We start from the raw sequence: 25,400 nt of genomic DNA on the forward strand, positions 1-25,400 counted from the left end.
GGCTGCCCGGCGGACCCGGCGGATCGGTCGACCGGGCGGGTCGGCCGAAGACCGGGCGGTTCGGCCGACCCGCCGGGTCAGTCGCGGCCGAGCAGCCGGGTCTCCGCGGCCGGGATCCCCTTGGTCCACCAGTGGCCGTAGCGCCCGTACGCCCGGGGCTCGCGGGGAGCGAGGAACGAGACGAGCGCCCGCGCCTCCGCGGCCAGCGCCCGCCAGGTGTCCTCCGGCAGCGGGTGGAAGGCGGCGGCCTCGATGCCGCCCTCGGCGGGACGCCAGACGCCGGCGACGAGGCCGTCGACCAGCAGGGTGGGCAGCACGTCGCCGTTCACCCGGGTCACGTGCTTGCGGTAGGCGGGCGGGATGAGGCGGCCGCGGTCGGCGTAGGCCAGCAGGACGCTGTCCCACATCGCCATCAGCCTCGGCGGGGCGGGCGTGTCCGCGGCCGGCCGGGGCGCGCCCGGGACGTCGTACAGCTCCTTGCCGTCCGGGCCCGCCAGCCGTTCGAGCCCGCCACCGAGCGCCTGCACGGCCGCGCGGACCCGGGTCTGCTGGACCAGCGCGAACTGCGCCATGTCCGCCACCGACGCCGGGCCGAAGCCCTCCAGGTAGCGGCGGATCAGGATCCGCAGGCCGCCGGCCGCGGCGTCGGGTCCGGCCAGGACCGGTCGCTCGCGCGGTGCGACGTACGAGGGCCGGGTCCGGAACGACCAGGGCCCGCCCGTGGGCGCGTGCCACAGCGGCGCGTACTGCCGCAGCATGCGCTGGGCGGCCGGCTCCATCGGTGCGCCGAGCCGCTCCTCGAGCCGGCGGCCCAACTCGGCGGTGGTCCGCGGCCGGTCCGCGTACCCCAGCAGATCGCCGACCAGGTCCGCGGCCTCGTCGGGGCCGAGTCCGGAGGACCTGAACCGCGGGTCGCCGAGCCGCGCGCCGCGCAGGGTCGGCTCCATCGCCTCGCGGAAGGGCGCGTAGTCATCGGCGTGTACGGCGTGCAGGGTGAGCCGCATCAGGGTCGCCTTGACCGTGCTCCGGCCGGCCAGGGCCTCGTCGAGGCCCGCCGGATCGAAGCCGTCCAGCCTGTTCCACAGCGCGACGTACGGTGAGGCGGGCTCCTGCGCCTGCAGGGCGACCACCCTGCGCACCGCGTCCGGGACGGCGAGCGGCTCGCGGCGGAGCAGCAACTGCCGGGCGAGCGTCGCACGGTTGAGGGACTGCGCGCTGATCTTCATGCCGGCATTCTCCTGTCATTCGGGGGGTGGGGTCACCCCCCGAATGACAGGTGGCCTACCTTCGTCACGTGGACCAGTTGATCGCAGCAGACCCGACCCGCATCGGTCCGTACCGTCTGATCGCCCGGCTGGGTGCGGGCGGTATGGGCCTGGTCTATCTGGGCCGTTCCGAGGGCGGACGCACCGTGGCCGTGAAGGTCGTACAGGCCGAGCACGCCGGGCACCCCGAGTTCCGCAGGCGCTTCGCCCGCGAGGTGGCCGCCGCCCGGCGGGTGGGCGGGGACTGGACGGCGGCGGTGCTCGACGCGGACCCGGAGGCCGCCGTGCCCTGGGTGGCGACCCAGTACATCCCGGGGCCGGACCTGCGCACGGTGGTCGCCGAGGACTTCGGGCCGCTGCCCGAGTACTCGGTGCACACGCTCGCCAACCGGCTCGCCGTCGCCCTGCAGGCCGTGCACGGGGCGGGCCTGATCCACCGTGACCTGAAGCCGTCCAACGTCCTCGTCACCGTCGACGGCCCCCGCGTCATCGACTTCGGCATCGCGCGCGCGATGGACAGCCTCGCCGGGGACAGCCTGCACACCCGCACCGGCATGCTGATCGGCTCCCCCGGCTTCATGTCGCCCGAGCAGGTCCGCGGCCTCGAACTCACGCCCGCCAGCGATGTCTTCTGCCTGGGCGCCGTGCTCGTGTACGCGTCCACCGGACGGCTGCTGTTCGGAGCCGGCGACTCCGGTCTGAACGCCCACCTGTTCCGGGTCGCCGAGGAGGAGCCGGACCTGACCGGTGTGCCGCAGCCGCTGGCCGGTCTCGTGCGCGCCTGCCTGGCCAAGGACCCGGCCGAGCGGCCCACGCCCGGGCAGGTGGCGGAGCGCACGGCGGTGGACCGGCCCGGGGAGTGGCTGCCCGGTGCGGTGCTGGCCCAACTCGGCCGCCGTGCCGCCCGGTTGCTGGACTACGGCCCGGAGGTGGCGGCCGAGGCCCCCGCCGCGCGGCCGGACCCCCGCACCCCCTCCGTCCCGCACCAGCCGGTGCCCGCGCCGCCCGCCTACGCGCCCACCGCCCCGGCGCACTCCGTCCCCGCGCAGGGGTTCGGACCGCCGCCGTCCGGCCCCGAGCACCCGGATGCCCCGCATCCCAGGCGCTGGTGGGGGCTGGCGGTGATCGCCCTGACGCAGCTGCTGGTGCTGCTCGACGCGATGGCCTTCAACATCACCCTGCCGTCCGTCCTGGCCGAACTCGGCCTGGGCGGCGACGGCTTGAACCCGGCGGTCAGCGCCTACGTACTCGCCTTCGGCGGGCTGCTGCTGCTCGGCGGGCACATCGCCGACCTGGTGGGGGCCAGACGGACCCTGCTCATCGGCCTGGCCGGCTTCGCGCTGGCCTCGGCGCTCGGCGGCTCGGCCGACGGCCCCGGTCTGCTGACCGCGGCCCGCGCCCTGCAGGGTGCCTTCGCCGCCCTGGTGACACCGTCCGCGCTGTCCCTGGTGTCCACCGGTTTCACCGATCCCAGGGAACGCGCCCGGGCCTTCGGGGTCTACGCGGCGGTCGCGGCCGGCGGCGGCGCGGTGGGCCTGCTCGCGGGCGGCTGGCTCGCCGAGCTGCTGAACTGGCGCTGGTCCCAGTACGCCTGCGTCCCGCTCGCCGCGCTCGCGCTGACCGGCGCGGCCACCCTGCTCCCGGCCCGCCCGCGGCGTGCGGGGGCCCGCTTCGACTGGCTCGGCGTGCTGCTCGGCTCCGCCGCGATCGCCGCCCTGCTGCTCGGCCTGGGCGAGGCCGAGCAGCTGCGCTGGACCGCCCCCGTGACACTGGGGCTGCTCTCGGCGGGCGTCCTGCTGCTCGGGGCCTTCCTGTGGTGGCAGACCGTCACGTCCGGCCCGCTGTGGGCGCCGTACGTCGCCAGGGACCGTGACCGCGCCGGCTGCGTCCTCGTCCTGGTGCTGGCCGGCGCCGGCACCTTGGCCCTGCTCCCCACTCTGTCCTTCTACTTGCAGTACCTCTTCGGCCACGCCCAGGTCGTGGCCGGACTGATGATCCTGCCCGTGGCCGCCGCGGCCGCCGTCGCCGCCACCCAGGTCTCGGCGCGCCTTCAGCACCGCGCCGCGCCCCGTGTCCTGATCGTGTCGGGGCTGGTGACCGCGGCGGTCGGGCTGGTGCTCCTCACCGGCAGCGACTACACGCTCCGGGTACTGCCCGGGATGCTCCTCGCCGGTTTCGGCATCGGCCTGGCCTTCGTGCCGCTCTTCGCCACCGCGACCGCCGGCGTGGCCCCGCAGCACTCCGGCGCCGCCTCGGGGATCGCGGTCACGGCCCAGCAGGTGGGCGAGGCGATCGGGGTGGCCCTGCTCACCAGCCTCATCACCGCCCGCTTCAACCGCGCCTCGGAGGACGGCCAGACCGAGGAGCTGCTGCACGGCTACACCGACACCCTCTGGTGGTCGGCCGGCGCCCTGCTGTTGGCGGCCCTGGTGGCCGGCCTGATGGTCACCGCCCGGGCGCCCCGGGGCTCCGTGGTCAACGCGCCGCGGCCGGCGGCGGGGTGACCCGCAGGGTGCGGGGCGGCTGCGCGGGAGGTGCGGGCAGGCGCAGCGCCGTACGGCCGGGGGTGAGGCTGCCGAGGACCCGCGGGCCCGCCGCGCCCGTGCACTCGGGCAGGGTGCCGGGCAGGCCGTGCAGGGTGAGGTAGCCCAGGACGGCGAAGGCGTACGCCTCCTTGGCGGCGCTGGGCAGTCCGAGCGCGTCCGAGGTGCGCAGCCGTACCGCGGCGCCGAGTTCCTGCCGCAGGGCGGCCATCAGGGCGGGGTTGCGGGTGCCGCCCCCGGAGGCCAGCACCTCCGTGACGCCGAACGGGCGCAGCGCGTCGGCGACCGTGCGGGCGGTGAGCCGGGTGAGGGTGGCGAGGACGTCGGGGGCGGAGAGCGGGCCGACGGCGTCCAGGGCCGTGCGCAGGTAGCCGGAGTGGAACAGCTCCCGGCCGGTGGTCTTGGGCGCGGGCAGCACGTAGTACGGCTCGGCGAGCAGGCGGTCGAGCAGCGGCCGGTGGACGGTGCCGCGGGCCGCGAGGCGGCCGTCGGTGTCGTGGTCCTGGCGGCCGGCGGTGAGGTGGCGGGCGGCGGCGTCGAGCAGGGCGTTGCCGGGTCCGGAGTCGAACGCGGCCGGGGTGCCGTCGGGGGTGAGCACGGTGGCGTTGGCGATGCCGCCGACGTTCAGCGCGGCCGGTACGCCCGGGTGTCCGCGCAGCAGCATGCGGTCGATCAGGCCGACCAGGGGTGCGCCCTGCCCGCCGGCGGCGACGTCACGGGTGCGGAATCCGGAGACGACGGGGAGTCCGGTGGCCTCGGCGATCCACGCGGGTTCGCCGAGTTGCAGGGTGCCGTGCACGCGGCCGCCGTCCGCCCAGTGGAAGACGGTCTGGCCGTGAGAGGCGATCAGGTCGGCGCGGCCGGCGCAGAGTTCTCGGTCGGCCCGGACGGCGAGACGGGCGAAGGACTGCCCGATGCGGGTGTCGAGGCGGCACACGTCGGCGAGGGTGGTGTGGCCGGGCGGGAGCGCTGCCGCGAGCGCGTCGCGCAGTTCGCCGTCGTACGGTTCGCTCACCATGCCGAGCGGGGTCAGGCGCAGTTCGGTGCCCTCGCAGCTGATGCGGGCGGCCGCGGCGTCGACGGCGTCGCAGGAGGTGCCGGACATCAGGCCGATCACGGTGGTCGTGGCGGTGGTCGTCGCGGTGGTCGTGGCGGTGCCGGTGGCGGTCCGGGGCGGGGTCATCGCAGGGGCCTCAGGTGGTCGTCGGGGCGCAGGGTGAGCAGGGCGGGGATGGCCAGCGCGCAGGCGCCCGCCGCGTAGTAGGCCGGGATGTCGGGGTTGCCGGTGTGCCGTACGAGCGCGGTGACGATCAGGCCCGCGCATCCGGAGAAGACGGCGTTGGAGAGTGCGTAGGCCAGGCCGAGCCCGGTGCTGCGCACCCGGGTCGGGAACATCTCCGCGAGCAGGGCGGGGCCGGGCCCGGCCAGCAGTCCGATCATCGCGCCGGCCGCCGCCAGCAGCGCCGCCTTCACGGCGACGGAGGTACCGGGGTCGCGCAGCAGGTGCAGGAGCGGTACGGCGGTCAGGACGACCAGGGCGCTGCCGGTCAGCATGACGGCCCGTCGGCCCACCCGGTCGCTGAGCGCACCGGCGGGCAGGATCGCGGCGGCGAATCCGAGGTTGGCGACGAAGGTGGCGGCAAGGGCCTGTTGGAAGGTGGTTCCGAGGGTGGCCTGGAGGTAGGAGGGCAGCACCACGAGAAAGGTGTAGCCGGCCGCGGACCAGCCCATGATCCGGCCGACCCCGAGGACGACGGCCCCCACCGTGCCGGTCCCGCCGGGGGCGCGGGGCGGGGCGGGCGGGCCGGCGATGTCCGGCGTGGCCGGGCCGGCCGGCGGGGCGCTTTCCGGCAGTCGGAGCCGGAGCCACAGGGCGACGGCGCCCAGCGGCAGGGCGAGCAGGAAGGGGATGCGCCAGCCCCACGCGTACAGGGCGCTTTCGGAGAGCAGGGTCGCCAGTGCGGCGGCGAGGCCCGCGCCGGTGAGGAGTCCGAGGGCGACCGTGAACGACTGCCAGGCGCCGTGCCGGCCGCGCCGGCCCGCCGGTGCGGTCTCGGTCAGCAGGCTCACGGCTCCGCCGAACTCGCCCCCGGCCGAAAGGCCTTGGACGCTGCGCAGCAGGGTCAGCAGCCATGGCGCGAGGGCCCCGATGGCGGAGTACGCGGGCAGTACTCCGATCAGGGCGGTCGCGCCCGACATCAGGCAGACGGCCAGCACCAGCGCCGGCCGGCGGCCCGCCCGGTCCGCGAGCCGACCGAAGAGCAGGGCGCCGAGCGGGCGGAAGAAGAAGGCGAGGGCGAAGGCGGCGTAGGTCGCGATGAGCGCCTGCGCGCGGTCGCCGCCGTCGGGGGTGAAGAAGCGGGCGGCGATGACGGTGGCGAAGGATCCGTAGACGCCGAACTCGTACCACTCCACGAAGTTGCCGACGGACCCGGCGACGAGGGCGTGCCGGGCGGACGGCCGGCGGACGGGCACGGGCACGGGGGCCACGGCGGACGCCGCGGGCCGGCTCTTCGGGCGATGCGCGGGGCGAGCCACAGTGGCTGGCTGCCCGGGCGGGGCTCCTGCGATGCGCGGGGCGGCCGGTTTTCAGCGGATCGGCCGCACGCCGGGCGCGTACCGCCCGGCGCGCCCACACCGACCCGCTACTGTCCGTTTCATAACGGAATCAGACGATTTGGAGATGTGTGGTGCGTCGTCTCACTGTTGCCCTCACCACGCTCGCGACCCTCGGCGCCGGCGCCCTCCTGGGCCCCCAGGCCCTCTCGGCCGACCGCGCGGGCCCCAGCCGGGGTACGAACATCCTCGTCGTGGGCATCGACAGCCGCGCCGGCATCTCCGCCGCCGAGAAGAGACGGCTCCACGTCGGCGGCAAGGGGTGCAACTGCACCGACGTGATGATGCTCGTCCACCTGTCGGCGGACCAGCGCCGCGCGAGCGTCGTGTCCATCCCGCGCGACTCGTACGTCGAGTACGCGAACCACACCGCGACCGCGCCCGCCCGGTGGGGCAAGATCAACGGCGCGTACGCGGTCGGCGGCGGCGACCTGACGGTGCGCACCGTCGAGAAGGCCACCGGTCTGCACGTCGACCACTACCTGGAGACCGGCTTCACCGGCTTCGAGCAGGCCGTAAACGACCTCGGCGGCGCGACGGTGTGCACGGACAGGCCGCTCAAGGACGAGAACTCCGGCCTCGACATCACCACGGGCGTGCACCGCACCGACGGCAACGGCACGCTGCGCTACGTCCGGGCCCGGCACGTCAACCAGCGCCCCGGCGACCTCGGCCGCGTCCGCCGCCAGCAGCGCATGGTCAACGACCTCCTCGCCCGGCTCGGCGCCGAGGGGGCGCTCGACGGCCCCGTGAGCACGGCGCGCACCGCCCGGGCCCTGCTGAAGTCCGTACGCACCAACGCGCACACCGGCCTGCAGGACCTGGTCCGGATCGGGTGGGCGCTCGGCCGGCTGGGCGCGGACCGCACCGAGTTCGCGACCGTCCCGATCCGCCTCTTCGACCACCGGGTGCCGGGGGTGGGCTCCACCCTGGTGTGGGACGAGCCCCGGTCGGCGGCGCTGTGGGAGGCCCTCGGCGCCGACCGCCCCATCACCGGCGACAGCCGCATCCAGCCCGTCGCCGAGACACCGGTCGACAGCAACCCGGCCGTCATCCCGGTCGTCGTGGACGACGCGGCGGTGGCCTCGGCCCTGAGCGCGAGCGGCTTCGCCGCCACGACCGCGCGGCCCGCGCCGTCCGTACGTCCCGCAGGGCCGCCGGTGATCACCTATCCGGCCGGACGGGACGAGGACGCGGCGACCCTCGCGGCCGCCCTGCCCGGCGCCCGTCTGCGGCCGGACCCGCACCAGGCCAAGACCTTCGACGTCGCCGTCGGCGACGGGCCCGTCCAGGTCAGGACGGTCACCTACGACCGCAACGTCGCGGACGGAGCCCCCGTCACCGCCGACCGCCTCCGCTGCGCGGGCGCGCCCGCATCGCCCGCATCACCCGCACCGGCCGCCCCGGCCGCCCCGGGACGGTAGTGCGGCGGGGGCGAGGCCCGGCGCGAGCGGCTGCCGTTCACACCCGGATCGCGATCTTGCCGCGCACCTGCCCTGACCTCAGACGCCGTATCGCGTCGGGGACTTCGGCCAGCGGGTAGGTCCGGTCGACGGCCGGGGTGAGCGCGCCGGACTCGAGCAGTTCCCCGAGGGCGCGCAGGTCCGCGGGCTTCGGCGTGGAGGCGAGCACGCGCACCCGGGAGCGGATGAACGGGGACACGAGCAGGGCCCCCAGCTGCCGGTGGAAGCCGCCGAGCCAGCGGCCGTCGGTCTCGCCGCCGACCATGACCAGGGTCCCGCCCGGAGTCAGCAGCCGGCGCAGCCGCCGCAGGGAGTGGTTGCCCGCGATGTCGAGGACGAGGTCATAGCGCCGGCCGCCGCCGGTGGGGTCCTCGCGGGCGTAGTCGAGGACCTCGTCGGCTCCGAGGGAGCGGACGAGGTCCGCCTTGGAGGCGCTGCAGACACCGGTGACGTGGGCGGCCCCGAGGGCCTTGGCCAGTTGCACGGCGTAGCTCCCCACCCCGCCCGAGGCCCCGATCACCAGGACCCGCCCGCCGGGCCGCAGCCGGCCGGTGTGGCAGGCCTGGAGGGCGGTGGACCCGGAGATCGTGACGACCGCCGCCTGTTCGGGCGTGAGCCCGGCCGGGCGGGGTGCGAGCTGGTCCTCCTTGGCGCACGCGTACTCCGCGAAGGAGCCGGTGCACGTGCCGTAGACCTCGTCGCCGACCCTGAGGCGGGTGACGTCGGGGCCGACGGCCTCCACCCGGCCCGCCACGTCCATCCCCCGGACCCGCTGCCTGGGGGCCCGCAGGCCGAAGCCCGCGCGGAGCGCCAGGGGCAGGCCCGCCATCAGGTGCCAGACGCCCATGTCGACACCGGCGGCCCGCACGCGCAGGAGCACCTCGCCGCGGCCGGGTTCGGGCCGGTCGATCTCCTCGAGGCGCAGGACGTCGGGTGTTCCGTACGCGTCTTGGACCATGGCTCTCATGAGGTGCCTTCCGTGGTGTCGGTGGTGCCGGGGCCGCCCGGGTGGGCCGCGTACTGGAAGACGGCGTCGAGGGGAACCCCGAACACCTGGGCGATCTGGAAGGCCATCTCCAACGAGGGCGAGTAGCGGCCCTGTTCGATGGCGATGACGGTCTGCCGGCTGACGCCGATCCGGCGGGCGAGCTCGGCCTGGGTCATCTCCCCGTGCGCGAACCGCTGGGCACGGATGGTGTTCGTGACCCGCGTCGCCTTCACCACGGGTGGAAGCCGAACCGGTAGGAGATGACCTTGACCGCCGAGCCGACCACCGACGAGAGGACGAAGGCCAGGAAGATGGCGTTGGCGATCCAGAACGGAGCGGCCTGCGCCATCGCCAGCACCAGGCCGCCCACCGCGCCGATCACGACCAGCGACTGCCCCACGTACTCACCGAAGCGGTGGATCTCGCGGTCGCGCTGGTCCTTGACGTTCGCCTCCCGCGGCGAGGCCACGGCGATCACCACGTGCGCGGCGATCGACACGGCGACCGAGAGGCCGACCGTCCACAACAGGGGCGCGACGTACGGCGCCTGGGTCAGCGGCACCGCCGCGGGGCGGCCCAGCACCACCCACAGGTACGCCGCGTACGACCCGACCGCGATCACGAGCATGCTCCAGGCACGCTTCTCCTCGACTGCCACGTCCGCTCCCACTCCCCCGATGTCAAGAAAACCAGACATTCGGAGTGTCAAGCAGTCACGACATCGTGTCAAGTATTCTTGACCTCAGATGACGACTACTAATCTGTGCGCATGACGATGCACATGAGCGCACAGGTGAGCGTTGACGCGATGATCGAGGACCTGCGGGCACTCGTCGAGACCGAGTCGCCCTCGCGCGACGCCGATGCCCTGGCGGCATCGGCCAAGGTGGTCGCCTCTGTCATCGAGAGCCGCCTCGGCGGGCAGGCCGTCCTCGTCGACAGCGAAGCGGGGCCGCACGTCCACTGGTCGGGGGGCGGCGAGCCCCGGGTGCTGATCCTCGGCCACCACGACACGGTGTTCCCCCTCGGCACCCTCGAACGCCGCCCGTTCCTGGTCGAGGACGGGCACGTGACCGGGCCCGGGGTCTTCGACATGCTCGGCGGCCTGGTCCAGGCGGTCCACGGCCTGGCCTCCCTCGACGACCGGTCGGGCGTCGAGATCCTGGTGACCGCCGACGAGGAGGTCGGCTCCCGCTCCTCCCGGGCCCTCATCGAGGAACGGGCCCTGGCCTGCGGCGCCGTACTCGTCCTGGAGGGCGCCGCCGACGGCGGGGCCCTGAAGACCGGCCGCAAGGGCTGCGGCACGTTCCAGGTCTCCATCGCGGGCCGGGCCTCACACGCGGGCCTCGAACCCGCGGCCGGGGTCAACGCGCTGGTCGAGGCGGCCCACCAGGTACTGGACATCACAGCGCTCGGCCGGCCCGAGATCGGCACGACCGTCACCCCGACGGTCGCGGCCGCGGGGACCCTGGACAACGTCGTCCCCGCCGAGGCGACCGTCGTCGTCGACGTGCGCGTCGAGTCGCAGGGCGAGAAGGAGCGCGTCGAATCAGCCTTCGCTGCGCTGGCCCCGCATCTCGACGAGGCGGAGATCTCGGTCGAAGGAGGCGTGAGCCGGCCCCCGATGCCCGAGTCGGCGTCGGCCGGCCTGTTCGCCGTGGCGCAGCGGCTGCTCCCCGGGATCGAGGGCAAGGCCGTCGGGGGCGGGAGCGACGGCAACTTCACGGCCGCGCTCGGGGTGCCCACGCTGGACGGGCTCGGAGCGGTCGGCGGCGGGGCCCACGCCGACCACGAGTACGTGGTGATCGAGGCGATGACCGAGCGGGCGAACCTCGTGGCGGGGCTGGTGACGGCGATCCGGCAGGGGTAAGTGCTGCTCCCCCTCGGCGTGTTGGCCCGCGAACCCATCCGGTAGATTTCCGGAAACTGATTCCAATTCCTAGCGGGGGCGGGGCTGACGTGCTGGAGCTGACGGGGAGCGGAGCCGAGCCGCTGGAGGCGGAGGATCCGCGCCGGATCGGCACGATCGCGCTGGCGGGCCGGCTCGGGGCCGGAGGCATGGGGCGGGTGTACCTCGGGGTCCGGGAGGGCCGGTACGTCGCCGTCAAGCAGCTGCTGGCGTCCGTCGTCGGCGAGGACGAGGACTTCGTGCGCCGTTTCGGGCACGAGTTGGACAACCTGGCCCGGCTGCCCGCGGAGGCCACCGCCCCGCTGCTCGACAGCGACCGCACGGCGAGGCCGCCGTGGTTCGCCACCGCGTACATACCCGGCCTCACCCTGCGGGAGGCCATCGGGCTGCACGGCGGCCCGCTGCCCGCGGACGCGCTGTGGCTGCTGCTGCGGGAAGCCGCGGCGGGCCTGGCGGCGGTGCACGCGCTGGACATGGTGCACCGGGACCTCAAGCCGTCCAACGTCATGCTGACCCTCGACGGTCTCACCCTGATCGACTTCGGCGTCGCGCGCGCCGCCGAGCAGAGCCAGCTGACCCGGACCGGCATGGTCGTGGGCACGCCCGCCTACATGGCGCCCGAACAGGCCACGGGCAGAAGGCGGTTGAGCGGGGCCACCGACGTGTTCGCGCTGGGCTCGGTCCTCGCGTACGCGGCGTGCGGCCAGCCGCCCTTCGGCGACGAGTCCGGGCACGGCGTGCTGTACCGCATCGTCCACGAAGCGCCCGACCTGGAGCCGCTGCGGGAGCTGGAGCCGGAGCTCGCCGAGATCGTCGCGTCCTGCCTCGACAAGGATCCCGAGGGCCGGCCCACCGCCGCCGAACTCCTCGAACACGCCTCCCGGAACGTCCCGTCCGGTGCCCCGCTCTGGCCCTCGGCGATCACCGGGCGGCTGACCGAGCGGGCCGCCTTCGCCGCGAACGTGCAGGACGTGGATGTACCGACGCTCCCGCTCGCGGGCGAACACCCGGAACGGGCAGCGGAACCGGAACCCGAACCGGAACCGGAGAAGGCCCCCGCGCCGCGGCCGGTTGCCGGGACCGAGGCCCGCCCGGAGCAGCGCGAACGTCCCGAGCGGCCCGAGCGGCCCGAACGCCGCCGCCGGACCCGGGTCCTCCTGGCCGTCGTCCCCGTCGTCGTGGTCGCCGGCGGTACGACGCTCGCCATCCAGAACCTGCCGTACACGTCCTCGCCGCGGACCGACGCCGGGGGACCCCCGGGCGGCTCGGTCTCGGCACCCGCCGACCCGACGGCGTCCACCGCGGGCGGCAGCCCGTCGGGCGCAGCGCCGGCCACACCGTCCCCGGGCCAGGAGCAGGTCGCGGGGGACCAGGGGCAGGGCGGTACGGCCGGCCCGCCGGCCGCGGGCGCCGGGGGCGCCGCCGCCGGGCCCGGCCCGGGCGGCGGGAACGGCAACGGGGGCGGCAACGGGGGCGGCAACGGCGGCGCGCAGACCGGCTCGGGCGGCCCGGGCAGCCCCGCCAACGCGGGCGGCGCCGGCAGCCCGCGCCCCTCCGGCGGGGCGACGACCAAGGCCCCGACGGCTCCGGCTCCCCCCGATTCCGGCACCTACCGGTACCGCAACGGCAACAACGGCAAGTGCGTCACCCAGGTCTACGGCTCCTCCGACCACGGTGACTGCTCGGACTCGACCGCCCGGTGGACCGTGCAGAGCAGGTCCGACGGCAGCTTCAAGCTGGTCAACAAGCAGAGCGGCGGCTGCCTGTACGCCAACCTGCTCGGCCAGGCCGTCTTCGTCGGCGACTGCGATGGCGGCAGCGTGCTGTGGCGTACGGGGGCCGACGGCAGCCTGCGCAACGACTTCAGCGGCGGCTGCCTCGACCTGGGCATGAGCGCCGGCCTGGTGACGAACACCTGCGGCGGGCAGGCCTCGCAGCGCTGGACGAAGCAGGCCTGACCCGGGCGGCGGACGGCTCCCGTCGCACAGGAGCCGTCCGTCCGTCGGTTACGGCGCCATCTCGTACGCCCCGGCCAGGGCCTCCACGCGCGCCCAGACCCGCGCCGAGCGGTCGGCGTCGACGACCGGGCGCCGGACCGCGCCCAGCGCCCAGGCCTGCTGGTCGGCGGTGGCGGAGTCCTTGCCGTGCAGCTCGACCGCGTGCGCCGAGAAGTCCCGTACGAGGACGCCGAACAGCTCGTCGAGCACGTCCTCGTCCAGGCCGGTCAGGCGGGCCTGCTCCAGGATCAGCTGGCCGTGCACGACCAGGGCGAACAGCTGGCCCACGGCCAGGAGGAGGTCGAGGTCGCGGCTCTGCTCCTCGTCGGGGGCGGCGGTCGTGACGAACGCGCACAGGGCGTCGGCCTGCTCGCGGAAGCGGGCGACGTTGGGCACGGCGGCGTACGCCTCGTAGGCGGGACGCCAGTCGTGGAAGCGTACGGAGCCCAGGCCCCGGGCCGGGCCCTGGCGGAAGAGGAACTCGTCGTCGGCCGCGTCGAGGCGGGTCGGCACGGGAGCGTACTCGGCCGGTTCCAGCAGGTGGTTGCGCATGAACTTGAGGATCAGCGCCAGGTTGACGTGGACGGTGCCCTCCAGCTTCGGCAGACCGCGGATCTCGACGGCGGCCTGGGCGAAGTAGGTGTCCTTCTCGAAGCCCTTGGCCGCGATGACGTCCCACATCAGGTCGATGACCTTCTCGCCCTCGGTGGTCACCTTCATCTTGGTCATCGGGTTGAAGAGCAGGTAGCGGCGGTCGTCGGGGCCGGCGGAGCGGAAGTAGTCGACGGCGCGGTCGCTGAACAGCTTCATCCCGACGAGCCGGACGTAGGCGTCGGCGAGCTCGCGGCGCACGTGCGGGAAGGCGGTGACGGGGCGGCCGTAGAGGATGCGGTTCTGCGCGTGGGTGACGGCCTCGTACATCGCGTGCTCGCAGATGCCGATCGAGGCGGTGCAGAGGTTGAACTTGCCGACGTTGACGGTGTTGAGGGCGGCGTCGAAGGCGGCGCGGCCGGTGTGCAGGACGTCCTCGGCGCCGACCGGGTAGTTCTCGAGGCGGAACTCGCTCACGTACTTGGAGGAGTCGACCACGTTCTGCACGAGCCGGTAGGCGGGGTGGCGGCTGTCGGCGGCGAAGAACACGTAGCCGTCGGGGCCCTCGACGTCGGTGCGGCGGCCGAAGACGGAGACCAGTCCGGCCGCGTTTCCGTTGCCGATGTAGTACTTGGAGCCGGTGGCCCGGAAGCCCTCGGCGCCGTCGGCGTCGTTGCCGTCGGTGGCCGGCTCCAGCAGCATGTCGGTGGAGTAGATGTCGGCGCCGTGGGTCTTCTCGGACAGGCCGAAGGCGAACACCTCCCCCTCGGCGAGGAGCTGCGCCGCGCGGTCGCGGGCGGCGGCGTTGTCGCTCTGCCAGACCGGGCCGAGGCCGAGGATGGTGACCTGCCAGGCGTACCAGTAGTCCAGGCCGTAGAAGCCGAAGATCTCGTTGAGGGCGGCGATCCGCGCCGTGTCCCAGCGCTTGTCGGACTCCTGCCCGGCGGCGGCCGGGGTGAGGAAGGTCGCGAAGAGCCCCTCCTTCGCCGAGAAGGCGAGGAAGTCCGCCAGCCAGGCGCGGGAGCGGTAGTCCTCGATCAGCCTGCGCTTGCCGCGGTCCTCGAACCAGTCGACGGTGGCGCGCAGCAGCCTGCGGGTCTCGGCGTCGAAGTGCGCGGGGTCGTAGGTGCGCGGGTTGAACAGCAGCGGGTCGGTCATGGGAGGTCCGTCTTTCGCGTCGGGAGGATGAAGGGGTGCGGTGCGGGGGGTGAGGTGTGGCGGGGGTGCGGGTCAGCGGTCGGCGAGCCGGCGGAGCGTGGCGAGTACGTCCTCCAGCCAGGCGACTGTCATCCGCTCGTAGGCGATGCCGCCGCGGAGCACGACGTGCTGGAGTTCCCGCCCGGCGTCGCCCGGCGGGGGCGCGTCCGGGCCGGTGAAGTCGCGCAGCTCCCCCGCGAGGTAGCGGGTGAGGCGGTCGGCGTGCGCGCCGCGGTGGCGCTCGACCTCCTGGATCAGCGCGGCCGGGTCGTCGAAGGCGGCGCCGCGGATCTTGACGGCGAGCTCGTGCCGGACGCTGTCGGGCTGGATCGGTTCGTGCAGCCAGGCGGACAGGGCGGCCCGGCCGGCCGCGGCGACCGAGTACTCCTTCTTGTCCGGTCTGGACTCCTGCGGCACGTGGCGGACGTCGATCCAGCCGTCGCCCTCCATGCGCCCCAGCACGCGGTAGATCTGCTGGTGGGTGGCGGTCCAGAAGTACCCGATGGACCGCTCGAACCGCCGGGCCAGCTCATAGCCGGAGCCCGGCTGCTCCAGCAGGGAGACGAGGATCGCGTGCTCGAGTGCCATGCCCCCGATCTTTCTATGCAACTCGTTGCATAGACAAGCGCCACCGCCCGGGTGAGACGCGGCTCACCCGTCCCTCACTGCGCTTCCGGCGGTTTCCCCTCGGCCGCGGACACCTCGACGAACTCGGCCTGGCCCTTGGCGTTGAGCCGCAGGATCGGGACCGCCTTGTTGCGGGGGTTGCCGTTGTTCTGGAAGGAGATGAACCCGCTGGCGCCGGCCACCTGCTGGCTGCCGTCCATCTGGTGGAACATCCGGGCCACGGCGTCTCCGGCGACCTTGCCCTGCCAGCGGGCGGCCATCTGGATGCCGTGGGCCGCGGTGAGGACGGCGTCGTGGCCCATCAGGGCCCCGCCGTCGTGGCGCAGGTCGTGGGGGAACCACTGGTCGAGCAGCCCGCCCGGCTGGAAGTTCTTCGCGGAGGGGGCGGACACCGACTGCGGCGACGCGCGGTGCATGTCGGGGTGCGAGAGGCCGGTGTACAGCACCTCGACGCCCGTCTCGGCGGCGTGGGCGAGCTGCTCGGCGGTGAGGTTGGTCGTGTCGTCCCCGGCGAAGACGGTGAACTTCTGGTCGGTGCAGCTGCGGTTGGACAGGGCGTCGAGGAAGTGCGTGAGGTGGCGGCCGCGGCCCGCGAAGTAGACGAGCTGGGGGCGTTGCAGGCACAGCTGTCCGGGCATGTAGCGCAGTTCGTTCTGCCAGGCGCTGCCCACGGAGGAGTCGTAGGTCATGCGCTCGGCGACCAGCTTGTACTTGTCGCCGTCGTGGAAGGCCTGGGTGAAGGCGGTGCCGAGGGTGGAGGCGTACAGGTTCCCCTGGGCCACGTCCTGGATGACGACGGCGGTGCCGACGCCGCGCCGCTTGAGGAAGCCTGCGGCGGCGTACGCCTCGTCCTCGTTGGTCGGGGCGACGCGGACGAAGCCGTTGATGCCCTGGATGTTCGTGGCGGTCATGGTGGCGCCGACCATGGCGATGCCGTGCTCGGAGAGGCGCTTTATGGCCGCGAGGTTCTCGTCCGTGCTGGGGCCGAGGCCGGCCACGGCGACGAGCCGGTCCGGAGAGTCCTTGCGGGCGATCAGCTCGTCGACGGTGTGCTGCCAGTGCACGGACCTGCTGCCCGGGTTGGCGATCAGCAGCCGGATCTTGGGCGTGGCGGACAGGTCGCCGCGATTGTGCCGGTGCTGGGCGAGGTAGGCGCCCTGGAGCTCGTGGCGCACGCCCTCCGCGGAGTTGCTGTCCTCGGCGGTCTGGGTGAAGTTGGTCAGGTACGCGACGCTGACGTAGGGCTCCTTGTCCGCGTTGGCCAGGATGCGGTCGTTCTCCTCGAGGATCTTCCGCCGGACGTCGTCGAGGTGCGGGGCGAAGGCGTAGGAGCCGTCGGTGACCCCGACGCACTCGTCGTGCGGGCCCTGTTCGACCACCCCGTCGGCGCATCTGGCCTGCCGCTCCTGGATCCAGCCGACGCCCAGCCACAGGGCCGTCACCAGCACGACGGCGGCGGCGGTGGCCAGGGCGACGCGGCGCACCACGTGCAGCGGCCATTCGAGTCTGGCCACGGGCTCAGCCCTCCCCGCCGGCCGTCTGGGGGTCGCGCCAGTGCCGGTGCCGCTCAGCCTCGTTGAACAGGGCCACGATGTCGTTCCTCCGCAGTTGTGACAGCTGGGTGTAGCCGTCGGCGATCATGTCGTTGAGCCGCATGGCGGGGTCGGCGAGCGGATCGCTCCACACCCAGCGGGTGGTCACGAGCGTGTGGATCACGGATTCGACGTCCATCACGCGCCCGGGGCGGCGCGGGCGCAGTCCGGCGAGGAGTTCCACCGGGCCGTACTCCGTCGGGAGGCGGTTGGGGGCGGCGGTGATCGCGTTGAACTCGGAGATCCACTGCACGGCCGGCACCTCGGTGAAGCGCCGGGTCAGATGGGCGGTGACCTCGTCGGTCCGCCCGGCGGCGAGCTGGTGGTACATCTCCTGCACCGGCCTGCCCTCCCCGCGGTAGAACTCCGCGAGGAGTTCGTGCGCGGTGTCCCACGCGTCGGGGCGCCGGGCCAGCCGCCACAGCAGCAGCCGGCGCAGCCAGGGGTGGAGCACGGGGACCACGGTGAGCGGTCCGGACAGCAGCCAGCGGGACCGTATCTCGCCGAACAGGGCGTCGCCCGGACTGAGCAGCCGGGTGCCGACGGAGAAGTCCCGGGCGGCGGCGCACTCGGCGAGGGTGGCGCGTTCGGAGTCGTCGAAGTCGCGCAGGAGGTGGCTGAGGGCGGTGTCCGCGAGGGTGGCGGTGTGTTCGCCGCTGCGCAGCGGCCGGTCGGGGAGGGTGCGCAGCCAGCGGTCCTGCTGGGGGCCGGAGTCCGGGGGCGGCCCGGACTGGCGCAGTACGTCGAGCACTTGGTGCACGGCGCGCGGCAGGCCGCCGGTGAGCCGGTGCACGAAGGGGGTGAGGCGGGCCAGCGGGGCGAGGTCGCTGTTCCCGCCGAGCTGGAGCTCTATGCGGATGCGCACCTCGTCCAGGTTGAGGTCGCGCAGGCGTAACGGGTACCACCAGGTGTCCTCGCTGTCGCGGGTCGGCCGGTGGGTGTTCCAGTCGGACAGGGAGGCCCGGTCGGGTCCGAACAGCTGCCAGGGCCAGGAGTCCCCGGTGGCCGGTCCCCAGCGCGGCAGCCAGCGGTTGGAGCTGGCGACGACGGTCAGCGGGTCGCTGTCGTGGCCGGCGACGACCGTCTCGTCGTGCCGGGCGCGGACCAGCAGGTCGAGGAAGCGGCGGCCGTACGCGGTGTGGGAGTTGTCGAGGAGCAGCAGGTAGGAGCGGGGCATGAAGTTGCGGGCGGTGTTGCGTCTGAGGTCTTCCAGGAACGCCGAGAAGAGGACGAGGTCGAGGCGCTCCTGCTCGTTCTCGTCGCCCTCGTGGCGCCACAGGTTGAGCTCGACGAGGGCCTCCCACGGGTCCCCGCTGCGGGTCATGGGGTGCCGTCCGTACCACTGGGCGCCCGAGGTGAGCCGGTTGCCGAGCCTGCCGCCGAGCAGGCTCGGCATGCTGCGGCGGCTGCGCCGCAGGGCGTCCTGGAACAGGGCGAGGGCGGCGGTGGAGGCGCCTTCGGGCATGCCGACGGCTCCCATGCCCACCTCGAAGAAGGCGGCCAGGTAGTCGCCGTGCCGGGCCTCGTTCTCCTCCTGGAAGCGGTCGAGCTGCCGCTGTACGGCGCGCCGGCCTTCGGCGAGGCTGCGCATCCGCAGCTCCTGGTCGGACGCGAGCAGTCCGAGGCTGAGCAGCGGGAACTGGGAGCGGCCGTAGCGGGGCAGCTTGCGCTCCAGCTGGCGGGCGAGCAGCCCGAGGGCGTAGCGCGGCAGGAGTGACTGTGCTCCGCCGAAGTTGACGAAGGCGAAGGGGTATTGGGGCCCGAAGTGCTCCATGAGGGCGCTGTGCGCCTCGCTGGCGCCGCTGCCGGGCGGGCCGAGCAGCATGGTGAGGGGCCGTTCGGCTGCGGGGGTTTCCTTCAGGCAGGAGTCGACCAGCGACAGGATGCCGCTGCGGCCGCGCAGGCCCATGCCGATACCCGGCTCCATCACGTGTGTGCCCCCCCAGGGTGCCGCTTTCGAGGACACGAGAGTGCCATCCGAAACCCGGTGGCTGCCATAGCCCGTGTCGTCCGGATTCGCCTGGTGCGCCCGGTGCGCGGTACGCGCGGACCCCGCCGCGGCGAGGCCGCGAAGCATACCGGCGGCGCCCGCACCGGGTGCGGGCGCCGCCGGATAGGCCGGGCGGGAGGTCAGCCGCGGACGATGTTCTCCGCCTGCGGGCCCTTCTGGCCCTGCGTGACGTCGAACGACACCGTCTCGCCCTCGATCAGCTCGCGGTACCCGTTGCCGGAGATGTTGGAGTAGTGGGCGAAAACATCCGGTCCGCCTCCGTCCTGGGCGATGAAGCCGAAGCCCTTCTCGGAGTTGAACCACTTCACGGTGCCGCTGGCCATACTCATCCCTCTGCTCAATTCAGCGAGCGGCCCGGGTCCGGGCCCCCGCGGTGCCCGCTCACGGGCGCCTGAGCCACTTCTCCCCCGCTGTCCCCAGCCCTACACCTGCCAATCGCGACCGGATAACCGCATGAACGCCGGGTGGCGGTCCGGGCCTCATCCGCCGTGCCCTCCGCCGGCCGGTTCGCCGGTCTCGGGGCCGTCTTGGCCGGTGGGGGCCGGGGCCGCCGCCGGGTCCAGGATCCGGTTGAGGAAGTTCCGGGTCCGCTCGTGCCGCGGGTTGGCGATCACCTGTGAGGCCGGCCCCTGCTCGACGATCACGCCGCCGTCCATGAACACGACGCGGTCCGCGACCTCGCGGGCGAAGGTCATCTCGTGGGTGACGACCATCATGGTCATGCCCTCGCCGGCCAGCACCCGCATCACCGACAGCACCTCGCCGACGAGCTCGGGGTCGAGCGCCGAGGTGGGTTCGTCGAAGAGCATCACCTCGGGCCCCATCGACAGGGCCCGGGCGATCGCCACCCGCTGCTGCTGGCCGCCGGACAGCTGCGCCGGGTAGGCCTCCGCCTTGTCGGCGAGGCCGACGCGTTCGAGGTTCTCCCGGGCGACGGCGGCCGCCCGCGCCTTGTCCGTGCCGAGCACCCGGCGCTGCGGCAGCGTGAGGTTCTCGGTGACGCTCACGTGCGGGAAGAGGTTGAACTGCTGGAAGACCATGCCGATGCGGCGGCGCACGGCGTCGATGTCCACGTCGAGGTCCGTGACTTCCGTGTCGCCGACGAAGACCTGGCCCTCGTTCGGCTCTTCCAGCAGGTTCACGCAGCGCAGGAGCGTCGACTTGCCGGAGCCGGACGGTCCGATGACGCACACCACCTCGCCGCGGGCGATGTCCAGGTCGATGCCGCGCAGGACGTGGTTGTCGCCGAAGGACTTGTGCAGGCCCCGGATCCGGATCTCCGGGCGGTCCTTGGTCATCGTGTCCGCCGTTCCCGTCGTGGGTCGCATCTTGTCCGTCCCGTCCGTCCTGTCCGCGCCGTCCGTCATGTCGATCCCGGCCGTCCCGGCCCTCCCGGCCTCACGTGGCCTTGTCCGCGCGGGCTTCGAGGCGGCGCACCACGATGCTCAGCGGCACGGTCACGAGGAGGTAGCACAGGCCCGCGACCAGGATCGGGGTGGAGTTGGCGGTCTCGCTCGCGAGGTCGCGGCCGAACTTCGTCAGTTCCCGCTCCTCCAGTGTCACGCCGAGGAACAGCACGAGGGAGGAGTCCTTGAACAGCAGGACCAGCTCGTTGGTGAGCGGCGGGATGACGATGCGGAACGCCTGCGGGATGATGATCGTCACCATGGCGCGGGCGTGCGAGAAGCCCAGCGAGCGGGCCGCCTCCATCTGCCCCTTGGGCACCGCCTGGATGCCGGCCCGGATCGTTTCGGCCATATAGGCGGCGGCGACCAGGCCGAGGCCGAGGGCGACCTTCCCGTACGTGCCGCCGGGGATCTCGGTGCCGGGGAACGCCAGCGGCACCGCCACGCCCACGAAGATGAAGATGAGCAGGGCGGGCAGGCCCCGGAACAGCTCGATGTACACACTGGCGACCCACCGGTAGGGGGCCACCGAGGACAGCCTCATCATGGCGATGACGAGGCCGAGGACCAGGCCGAAGACGAACCCGGACAGCGTGTACACCACGGTGTTGCGCAGGGCGATGGTGATGATGTTCGGGAACAGCCGGACAGCCAGGTCCGTCTGCGCGAACTGGTTCTGCAGTCGGTCCCAGTCGGCCAGGGCGGCGATCAGGACCACCGCGCCGAGGAAGATCGCGTACTGGACGCCCTCCCAGACCCGGCGCCGCTGGCGCCGGGTCAGCCGAGAGGTCACGACCCGGCCTGGGGCATCGGGCCGATCCACTGCTCGTAGATCTTCTTGTAGGCTCCGTCGGCCTTGGCGGTGGTGATGGCCTTGTCGATCGCGGCGAGGAGGGCGGTGTTGCCCTTCTTGACCGAGAAGCCGTACTGCTCGCCGGTCTCGATGTTCTGCCCGAGGACGAACTCGTCCGCGTTCGCCTTGTCCTTGAGCCAGCCCTGTACGACGGGGTAGTCGATGACGACCGCGTCGACCTGGCCGGTGCGCAGTCCGTTGAGCACCGCGTCCGAGCTCTCGAAGGCGACCGGGTTGAAGCCCTGGGCCTTGGCGTAGCTCTCGCCGGTGGTCTCGGCCTGTGCGCCCAGCTTCTTCCCCTTCGCCTTGAGGTCGGCGAGCGAGGTGATTCCGCTCTTCTTCGTCGCGAGGAGCGCCTGCGTCGCGTCGAAGTAGGGGACGGAGAAGTCGACGTTCTTCTTGCGCTCGTCGGTGATCGTCATACCGGCCGCGGCGAGGTCGCACTGGCCCGAGTTGAGGAAGGCGCCGGTCTTGAAGTTCTCGAACGGGGTGTCGAGGATCTTCTGTTCGACACCGAGGTTCTTCGCGACCAGGTCGATCAGGGCCACGTCGAAGCCGACGACCTTGCCGCTCTGCTCGAACTGGAAGGGCGGGTAGGGCAGATGGGTGCAGGTGGTCAGCTTGCCCTTCTCGACGACCGGTACGCCTCCGGCCGCCTCGCCCGGACCGCTGTCGCCGGAGGAACAGCCCGTCACGAGGAACGTTCCCGCGGCGACGGCGGCGCAGGCCGCCGAGCGGACGCGGTGGCTGCTGCGGTGGGTGCGGTGTCCTTGGGCCGTCCGGAACACGGTTGACCTCCACGGGTGCGGGGCGGGCGGCGGTCGCGGGACGGGACCGCCGGTCGCGATCGTAAGCCCCGCACCGGGCGCCGCGACGGACCATTCGAGCGAGTGTCCAGATGCCGATGTGGCCCGTGGTGCCGAGCGGACCGGTTCGGCCGCTCTCGTGCCGGTTCGGCCGTACGGAAGCGGGCAGCCGTACGGAATCGGGCAGCGGTACGGGAGCGGGCGGGCGGCCCGCTCCCGTACGGCCGGGGCCACCGCGGTCAGTCGACACCCAGCAGCCGCCGCCGGTCGTCGGGCCGGGCGCGGAACTCCTCGCAGGGGGCCCGGTGGACGATGCGGCCCTTCTGCATGACGGCCACGTCCCGGGCGACGGACAGGGCGAGCCCCAGGTTCTGCTCGACGAGGACCACCGACATCCCCTGGGCGCTCACCTCGCGGATGACCTCGCCGACGTGGGAGACGATCGCGGGTGCGAGGCCGTCGGACGGCTCGTCGAGGAGCAGCAGGCGCGGATTGCCCAGCAGGGCCCGCGCGATCGCGAGCATCTGCTGCTCCCCGCCGGACAGCTCGTCGCCGCGGTGCCCGAGCCGCTCCCCCAGCCTCGGCAGCAGGCCGAGGACGCGCGTACGGGTCCAGGGCCCGCGCGCGGAGCGGCGGGAGGCGACGGCCAGGTGCTCGTCCACCGTCAGGGGCGCGAACACCCGGCGCCCCTGGGGCACGATGCCCACGCCCGCCCGGGCGATCACGTCGACGCGGGCGCCGGCGAGCTCGCGGCCGTCGAGGGTGACGCTGCCCTCGTACGGCCGGAGGAAGCCCATGACGGTCGACATGAGGGTGGTCTTCCCGACGCCGTTGCGCCCGAGGACGGCGACGGTCCCGCCCGCGTCGAGATCGAGGTCGACGCCGCCCAGGACGGTGCCCCCGGCGTAGCCTGAGTGCAGTCCGCGGATGCTGAGGAAGGGTTTCACGAGGCGGCCTCCGCACTGCCCAGGTAGGCGTTCTGCACTTCGGCGGACGCCCGTACCTCGTCCGGGGAGCCGGTCTTCAGGTGTCTGCCGAGGTGCATGACCGTCACCGTGTCGGCGAGCTCGAAGACCATGTCGAGGTCGTGTTCGACCAGGAGTACGGTCACCTCGGCGGGCAGGGCTGCGATCAGTTCGGTGAGCCGAGCCGTCTCCGCCGGAGACATCCCGGCGGCCGGTTCGTCCATCAGCAGCAGCCGGGGTTCGGTGGCCAGCGCCACGGCGACCTCCAGTTGCCGCCGCTCTCCGTGCGAGAGCTCGGCCGCCGCCGCCTCGTGCCGGTCGGGCAGGCCCACCCGGTCGAGGAGCGCCCGGGCCCGGCCGACCGCCGCGGCCCGGGCGCTCACCTTCCGCCAGCCGCCGAGTCCGGTGCCCGGCCGGCGCAAGACGGCGAGCAGGACGTTCTCCAGCACCGTCTCGCGCAGGAAGAGGCTGGAGTGCTGGAAGGTCGCGGCGACGCCGAGCCCGACCCGCCGGTCCACGGGCAGCCGGGTCACGTCCCGCCCGTCGACGAGGACGGATCCGGCGGTGGCCGCCAGCGTCCCCGAGACGAGGCCGAACAGCGTCGACTTGCCGGCGCCGTTGGGACCGATGACCGCGTGCCGCGCCCCCGCCCGTACGGTGAGGCAGACCTCGTCCACGGCCGTGAAGGACCCGAACCGCCGTGACACCCGGCGCAGTTCCAGTAGGTCGAGTTCGCTCACGCCGTCCTCTTCCGGGTCAGCTGGGGCGGGAGCCGTACGCCGGCCAGCCCGCGGGGCAGTGTGTAGACGGCGATGACGAAGAGCAGCCCGAGCAGCAGCGGCCCGCGCCCGGCGACGGCTTCGAGGTTGCCGAGGTAGTCGCGGGTGAGCCAGACCAGCGCGGCCCCGGCGCAGGCCCCCCACATCGAGCCGGAGCCGCCGATGACGACGGCCAGCAGCGCCAGGGCGGCGATCTCGAAGCCGGCGTCGCCGGGCGAGACGAACCGCTGCACCGACACCCACAGGGCCCCGGCCGCTCCGGCCAGCGCGCCCGCGCCGCAGTACACGGTGAGGGCGTACCGCCGGGTGGGGTATCCGATCGCCCTCATCCGGGGCTCGTTGTCGCGGATCCCGCGCAGGGCGAGGGCGAAGGGGGTGGATCCCAGCCGGATGACGGCCGCGAACAGCAGCAGGAACACGGCCAGGACGTAGAAGTAGACCAGTCCGTCGAGTTCCAGCGCGGGCATGCCGGGCAGCGGTACGACCGGCGGGATGCCGGACAGTCCGTCGGTGCCGTTGGTGACCGGCTTCCAGTTGACCGCTGCGCTGTAGACGATCTCGCCGATGGCCAGCGTCAGCATCAGGAAGACGACGCCCCGGGCCCTGACGGCCAGCCATCCGGTCGGGACGGCCACGAGCGCGGACACCGCTGCGGCGATGAGGAGTTGGAGGATCCCGATGTCGGTGAGGCGCGTCGCGACGATCGCCGCCGTGTAGGCGCCGACCCCGAAGTACGCCGACTGCCCGAGGGTCGGCAGTCCGGTCAGGCCGGTGAGCAGGTTCACGCTCAGGGCGAGCAGGGCGAACACCAGGATCCGCGACAGGGTGCCGACGGCGTACGGGCCGAGGACGAACGGCGCGAGCGCGAGCCCGGCGGTGACGGCGGCCGCGGCGGCCGCCGCGGGTCGCCGGCTCATCCGCGCACCGCCGACGGGACCAGGCCGTTCGGGCGGACCACGAGCACGGCCAGCATGGTGCCGAAGAGGAGGAAGGGCGCGTACTCGGGCAGCAGCGCCACCCCGAGCGTCTGGACCTGGCCGATGAGCAGTGCTCCGGCGAGGGCGCCGCGCACCGAGCCGAGGCCGCCGACGACCACGACGACGAGCGAGAGGACGAGCACGGTCTCGTCGACGCCGGGCCCGGGGCCCAGGATCGGGGCCCCGAGGACTCCGCCGACCGCCGCCAGGGCCGCACCGGACGCGAAGACCCCGTAGAGCACCTTGCGGATGTCGACGCCCTGCGCGCGGACCATGTCCCGGTCCGCGACGGTGGCCCGTACCAGGGCTCCGAGCGAACTGCGTTCGAAGACGAGGTACACGAGGAGCGCGAGGCCGGCCGCGACGGCGATGAACACGAGCCGGTAGACCGGGTAGGCGTGGCCGAGGAGGCCCACCGTCCCGCGCAGCGCCGCCGGCGGGTCGGTGGGCAGGACGTCGCCGCCGAAGGCCGCGGCGAGCAGGTCGGCGACGATGAAGGTGATGCCGAGCGTCAGCACGGCCTGGTCCAGGTGTCCGCGCCGGGCGAGCGGCTGGGTGAGGAAGGTCAGCACCGTCCCGCCCATGGTGCCCACGAGGGCGCCGGTCAGCAGGGCGAGGAGCAGGCCCGGCAGGGTCCCGTCGGACAGTGCGTAGGCGACGTAGGCCCCGGCGAGGTAGAGCGTGCCGTGGGCCAGGTTGAGCACGTCCATCATGCCGAAGACCAGGGAGAGGCCGACCGCGATCGTGAACAGCAGCAGACCGAAGGCGACTCCGTCGACGACGCTGACGAAGTTGCCGTCCAACCATCCGGACAT

At 73.4% G+C, this 25,400-nt stretch carries 22 protein-coding genes; 4 read left to right on the plus strand and 18 right to left on the minus strand.

Translation table 11 applies throughout. The features are described from left to right. Nucleotides 1–77: 77 nt before the first annotated feature. A complete protein-coding gene (locus ACFWP3_RS09235) occupies nucleotides 78–1,226 on the minus strand; it encodes a winged helix DNA-binding domain-containing protein (RefSeq protein WP_384217941.1) in 1,149 nt (382 codons plus the stop codon). Between the two features lie 68 nt (nucleotides 1,227–1,294). Here ACFWP3_RS09235 and ACFWP3_RS09240 point away from each other — a divergent pair, with 68 nt between their 5' ends. Then, the gene (locus ACFWP3_RS09240; protein ID WP_384217943.1) at nucleotides 1,295–3,769 is read left to right on the plus strand and encodes an MDR family MFS transporter; all 2,475 of its coding nucleotides are present in this window, start codon (nucleotides 1,295–1,297) and stop codon (nucleotides 3,767–3,769) included. Here the strand turns inward: ACFWP3_RS09240 and ACFWP3_RS09245 are convergent. Together ACFWP3_RS09245 and ACFWP3_RS09250 are read right to left on the minus strand one after the other, a co-directional pair. Next, on the minus strand, nucleotides 3,741–4,991 hold the full coding sequence (locus ACFWP3_RS09245) for an anhydro-N-acetylmuramic acid kinase (RefSeq protein WP_384217945.1): 1,251 nt from the start codon (nucleotides 4,989–4,991) through the stop codon (nucleotides 3,741–3,743). The two genes, ACFWP3_RS09240 and ACFWP3_RS09245, sit on opposite strands and share 29 nt — an antisense overlap. After that, nucleotides 4,988–6,289, minus strand: coding sequence for an MFS transporter (locus tag ACFWP3_RS09250; RefSeq protein WP_384217947.1), 1,302 nt, complete (start codon nucleotides 6,287–6,289; stop codon nucleotides 4,988–4,990). The genes ACFWP3_RS09245 and ACFWP3_RS09250 overlap by 4 nt, the downstream gene beginning before the upstream one ends. A 209-nt stretch (nucleotides 6,290–6,498) precedes the next feature. Here ACFWP3_RS09250 and ACFWP3_RS09255 point away from each other — a divergent pair, with 209 nt between their 5' ends. After that, nucleotides 6,499–7,848 (plus strand): LCP family protein, encoded by a 1,350-nt coding sequence (locus tag ACFWP3_RS09255; protein WP_384217949.1) that lies wholly within the window; start codon nucleotides 6,499–6,501, stop codon nucleotides 7,846–7,848. 37 nt (nucleotides 7,849–7,885) lie between these two features. Here ACFWP3_RS09255 and ACFWP3_RS09260 read toward each other — a convergent pair whose 3' ends face one another. From ACFWP3_RS09260 to ACFWP3_RS09270, 3 genes are read right to left on the minus strand one after another with little or no spacing between them, the layout of a single operon-like run. Then, entirely contained in the window at nucleotides 7,886–8,854 is a 969-nt protein-coding gene (locus ACFWP3_RS09260) for an NAD(P)-dependent alcohol dehydrogenase (protein WP_384217952.1), read from the minus strand. Continuing rightward, nucleotides 8,851–9,111 carry a helix-turn-helix transcriptional regulator gene (locus tag ACFWP3_RS09265; protein ID WP_384217954.1) on the minus strand — a complete coding sequence of 87 codons (261 nt, stop codon included), beginning with the start codon at nucleotides 9,109–9,111 and terminating at the stop codon, nucleotides 8,851–8,853. Before ACFWP3_RS09265 ends, ACFWP3_RS09260 begins: the two co-directional genes overlap by 4 nt. Further along, nucleotides 9,105–9,533, minus strand: a complete 429-nt coding sequence (locus tag ACFWP3_RS09270) for a hypothetical protein (RefSeq protein ID WP_384217955.1) — start codon at nucleotides 9,531–9,533, stop codon at nucleotides 9,105–9,107. Before ACFWP3_RS09270 ends, ACFWP3_RS09265 begins: the two co-directional genes overlap by 7 nt. A 111-nt stretch (nucleotides 9,534–9,644) precedes the next feature. Here ACFWP3_RS09270 and ACFWP3_RS09275 point away from each other — a divergent pair, with 111 nt between their 5' ends. Then, complete coding sequence (locus ACFWP3_RS09275) at nucleotides 9,645–10,745, plus strand: M20 family metallopeptidase (RefSeq protein WP_384217957.1); 1,101 nt, start codon at nucleotides 9,645–9,647, stop codon at nucleotides 10,743–10,745. An 89-nt stretch (nucleotides 10,746–10,834) separates the two neighbouring features. After that, nucleotides 10,835–12,742 (plus strand): protein kinase, encoded by a 1,908-nt coding sequence (locus tag ACFWP3_RS09280; protein ID WP_384217960.1) that lies wholly within the window; start codon nucleotides 10,835–10,837, stop codon nucleotides 12,740–12,742. 48 nt (nucleotides 12,743–12,790) lie between these two features. Here the strand turns inward: ACFWP3_RS09280 and ACFWP3_RS09285 are convergent, their stop codons facing one another. The 12 genes from ACFWP3_RS09285 to ACFWP3_RS09340 form a co-directional block, all read right to left on the minus strand. Further along, the gene (locus tag ACFWP3_RS09285; protein ID WP_384217962.1) at nucleotides 12,791–14,530 is read right to left on the minus strand and encodes an acyl-CoA dehydrogenase family protein; all 1,740 of its coding nucleotides are present in this window, start codon (nucleotides 14,528–14,530) and stop codon (nucleotides 12,791–12,793) included. 72 nt (nucleotides 14,531–14,602) lie between these two features. Beyond that, nucleotides 14,603–15,157 carry a PadR family transcriptional regulator gene (locus tag ACFWP3_RS09290; RefSeq protein WP_384217964.1) on the minus strand — a complete coding sequence of 185 codons (555 nt, stop codon included), beginning with the start codon at nucleotides 15,155–15,157 and terminating at the stop codon, nucleotides 14,603–14,605. Nucleotides 15,158–15,231: 74 nt separating this feature from the next. Further along, the gene (locus tag ACFWP3_RS09295; protein ID WP_384217967.1) at nucleotides 15,232–16,710 is read right to left on the minus strand and encodes a branched-chain amino acid ABC transporter substrate-binding protein; all 1,479 of its coding nucleotides are present in this window, start codon (nucleotides 16,708–16,710) and stop codon (nucleotides 15,232–15,234) included. A 4-nt stretch (nucleotides 16,711–16,714) separates the two neighbouring features. Then, the gene (locus ACFWP3_RS09300) at nucleotides 16,715–18,715 is read right to left on the minus strand and encodes a hypothetical protein (RefSeq protein ID WP_384218083.1); all 2,001 of its coding nucleotides are present in this window, start codon (nucleotides 18,713–18,715) and stop codon (nucleotides 16,715–16,717) included. Between the two features lie 203 nt (nucleotides 18,716–18,918). Next, nucleotides 18,919–19,122 carry a cold-shock protein gene (locus tag ACFWP3_RS09305; protein WP_069918725.1) on the minus strand — a complete coding sequence of 68 codons (204 nt, stop codon included), beginning with the start codon at nucleotides 19,120–19,122 and terminating at the stop codon, nucleotides 18,919–18,921. A 156-nt stretch (nucleotides 19,123–19,278) separates the two neighbouring features. Further along, nucleotides 19,279–20,127, minus strand: coding sequence for an amino acid ABC transporter ATP-binding protein (locus ACFWP3_RS09310; protein ID WP_384217970.1), 849 nt, complete (start codon nucleotides 20,125–20,127; stop codon nucleotides 19,279–19,281). 70 nt (nucleotides 20,128–20,197) lie between these two features. Further along, entirely contained in the window at nucleotides 20,198–20,998 is an 801-nt protein-coding gene (locus ACFWP3_RS09315; protein WP_384217973.1) for an amino acid ABC transporter permease, read from the minus strand. Next, complete coding sequence (locus tag ACFWP3_RS09320) at nucleotides 20,995–21,846, minus strand: ABC transporter substrate-binding protein (protein ID WP_384217975.1); 852 nt, start codon at nucleotides 21,844–21,846, stop codon at nucleotides 20,995–20,997. The genes ACFWP3_RS09315 and ACFWP3_RS09320 overlap by 4 nt, the downstream gene beginning before the upstream one ends. A gap of 257 nt (nucleotides 21,847–22,103) precedes the next feature. Beyond that, entirely contained in the window at nucleotides 22,104–22,811 is a 708-nt protein-coding gene (locus tag ACFWP3_RS09325) for an ABC transporter ATP-binding protein (protein ID WP_384217978.1), read from the minus strand. Beyond that, nucleotides 22,808–23,569, minus strand: coding sequence for an ABC transporter ATP-binding protein (locus ACFWP3_RS09330; protein ID WP_384217980.1), 762 nt, complete (start codon nucleotides 23,567–23,569; stop codon nucleotides 22,808–22,810). The genes ACFWP3_RS09325 and ACFWP3_RS09330 overlap by 4 nt, the downstream gene beginning before the upstream one ends. Further along, on the minus strand, nucleotides 23,566–24,525 hold the full coding sequence (locus ACFWP3_RS09335) for a branched-chain amino acid ABC transporter permease (RefSeq protein ID WP_384217982.1): 960 nt from the start codon (nucleotides 24,523–24,525) through the stop codon (nucleotides 23,566–23,568). The genes ACFWP3_RS09330 and ACFWP3_RS09335 overlap by 4 nt, the downstream gene beginning before the upstream one ends. Next, complete coding sequence (locus ACFWP3_RS09340) at nucleotides 24,522–25,400, minus strand: branched-chain amino acid ABC transporter permease (RefSeq protein ID WP_384217985.1); 879 nt, start codon at nucleotides 25,398–25,400, stop codon at nucleotides 24,522–24,524. The genes ACFWP3_RS09335 and ACFWP3_RS09340 overlap by 4 nt, the downstream gene beginning before the upstream one ends.

Origin of the sequence: Streptomyces sp. NPDC058525 (assembly GCF_042719495.1) — a bacterium.
GTDB lineage: Bacteria > Actinomycetota > Actinomycetes > Streptomycetales > Streptomycetaceae > Streptomyces.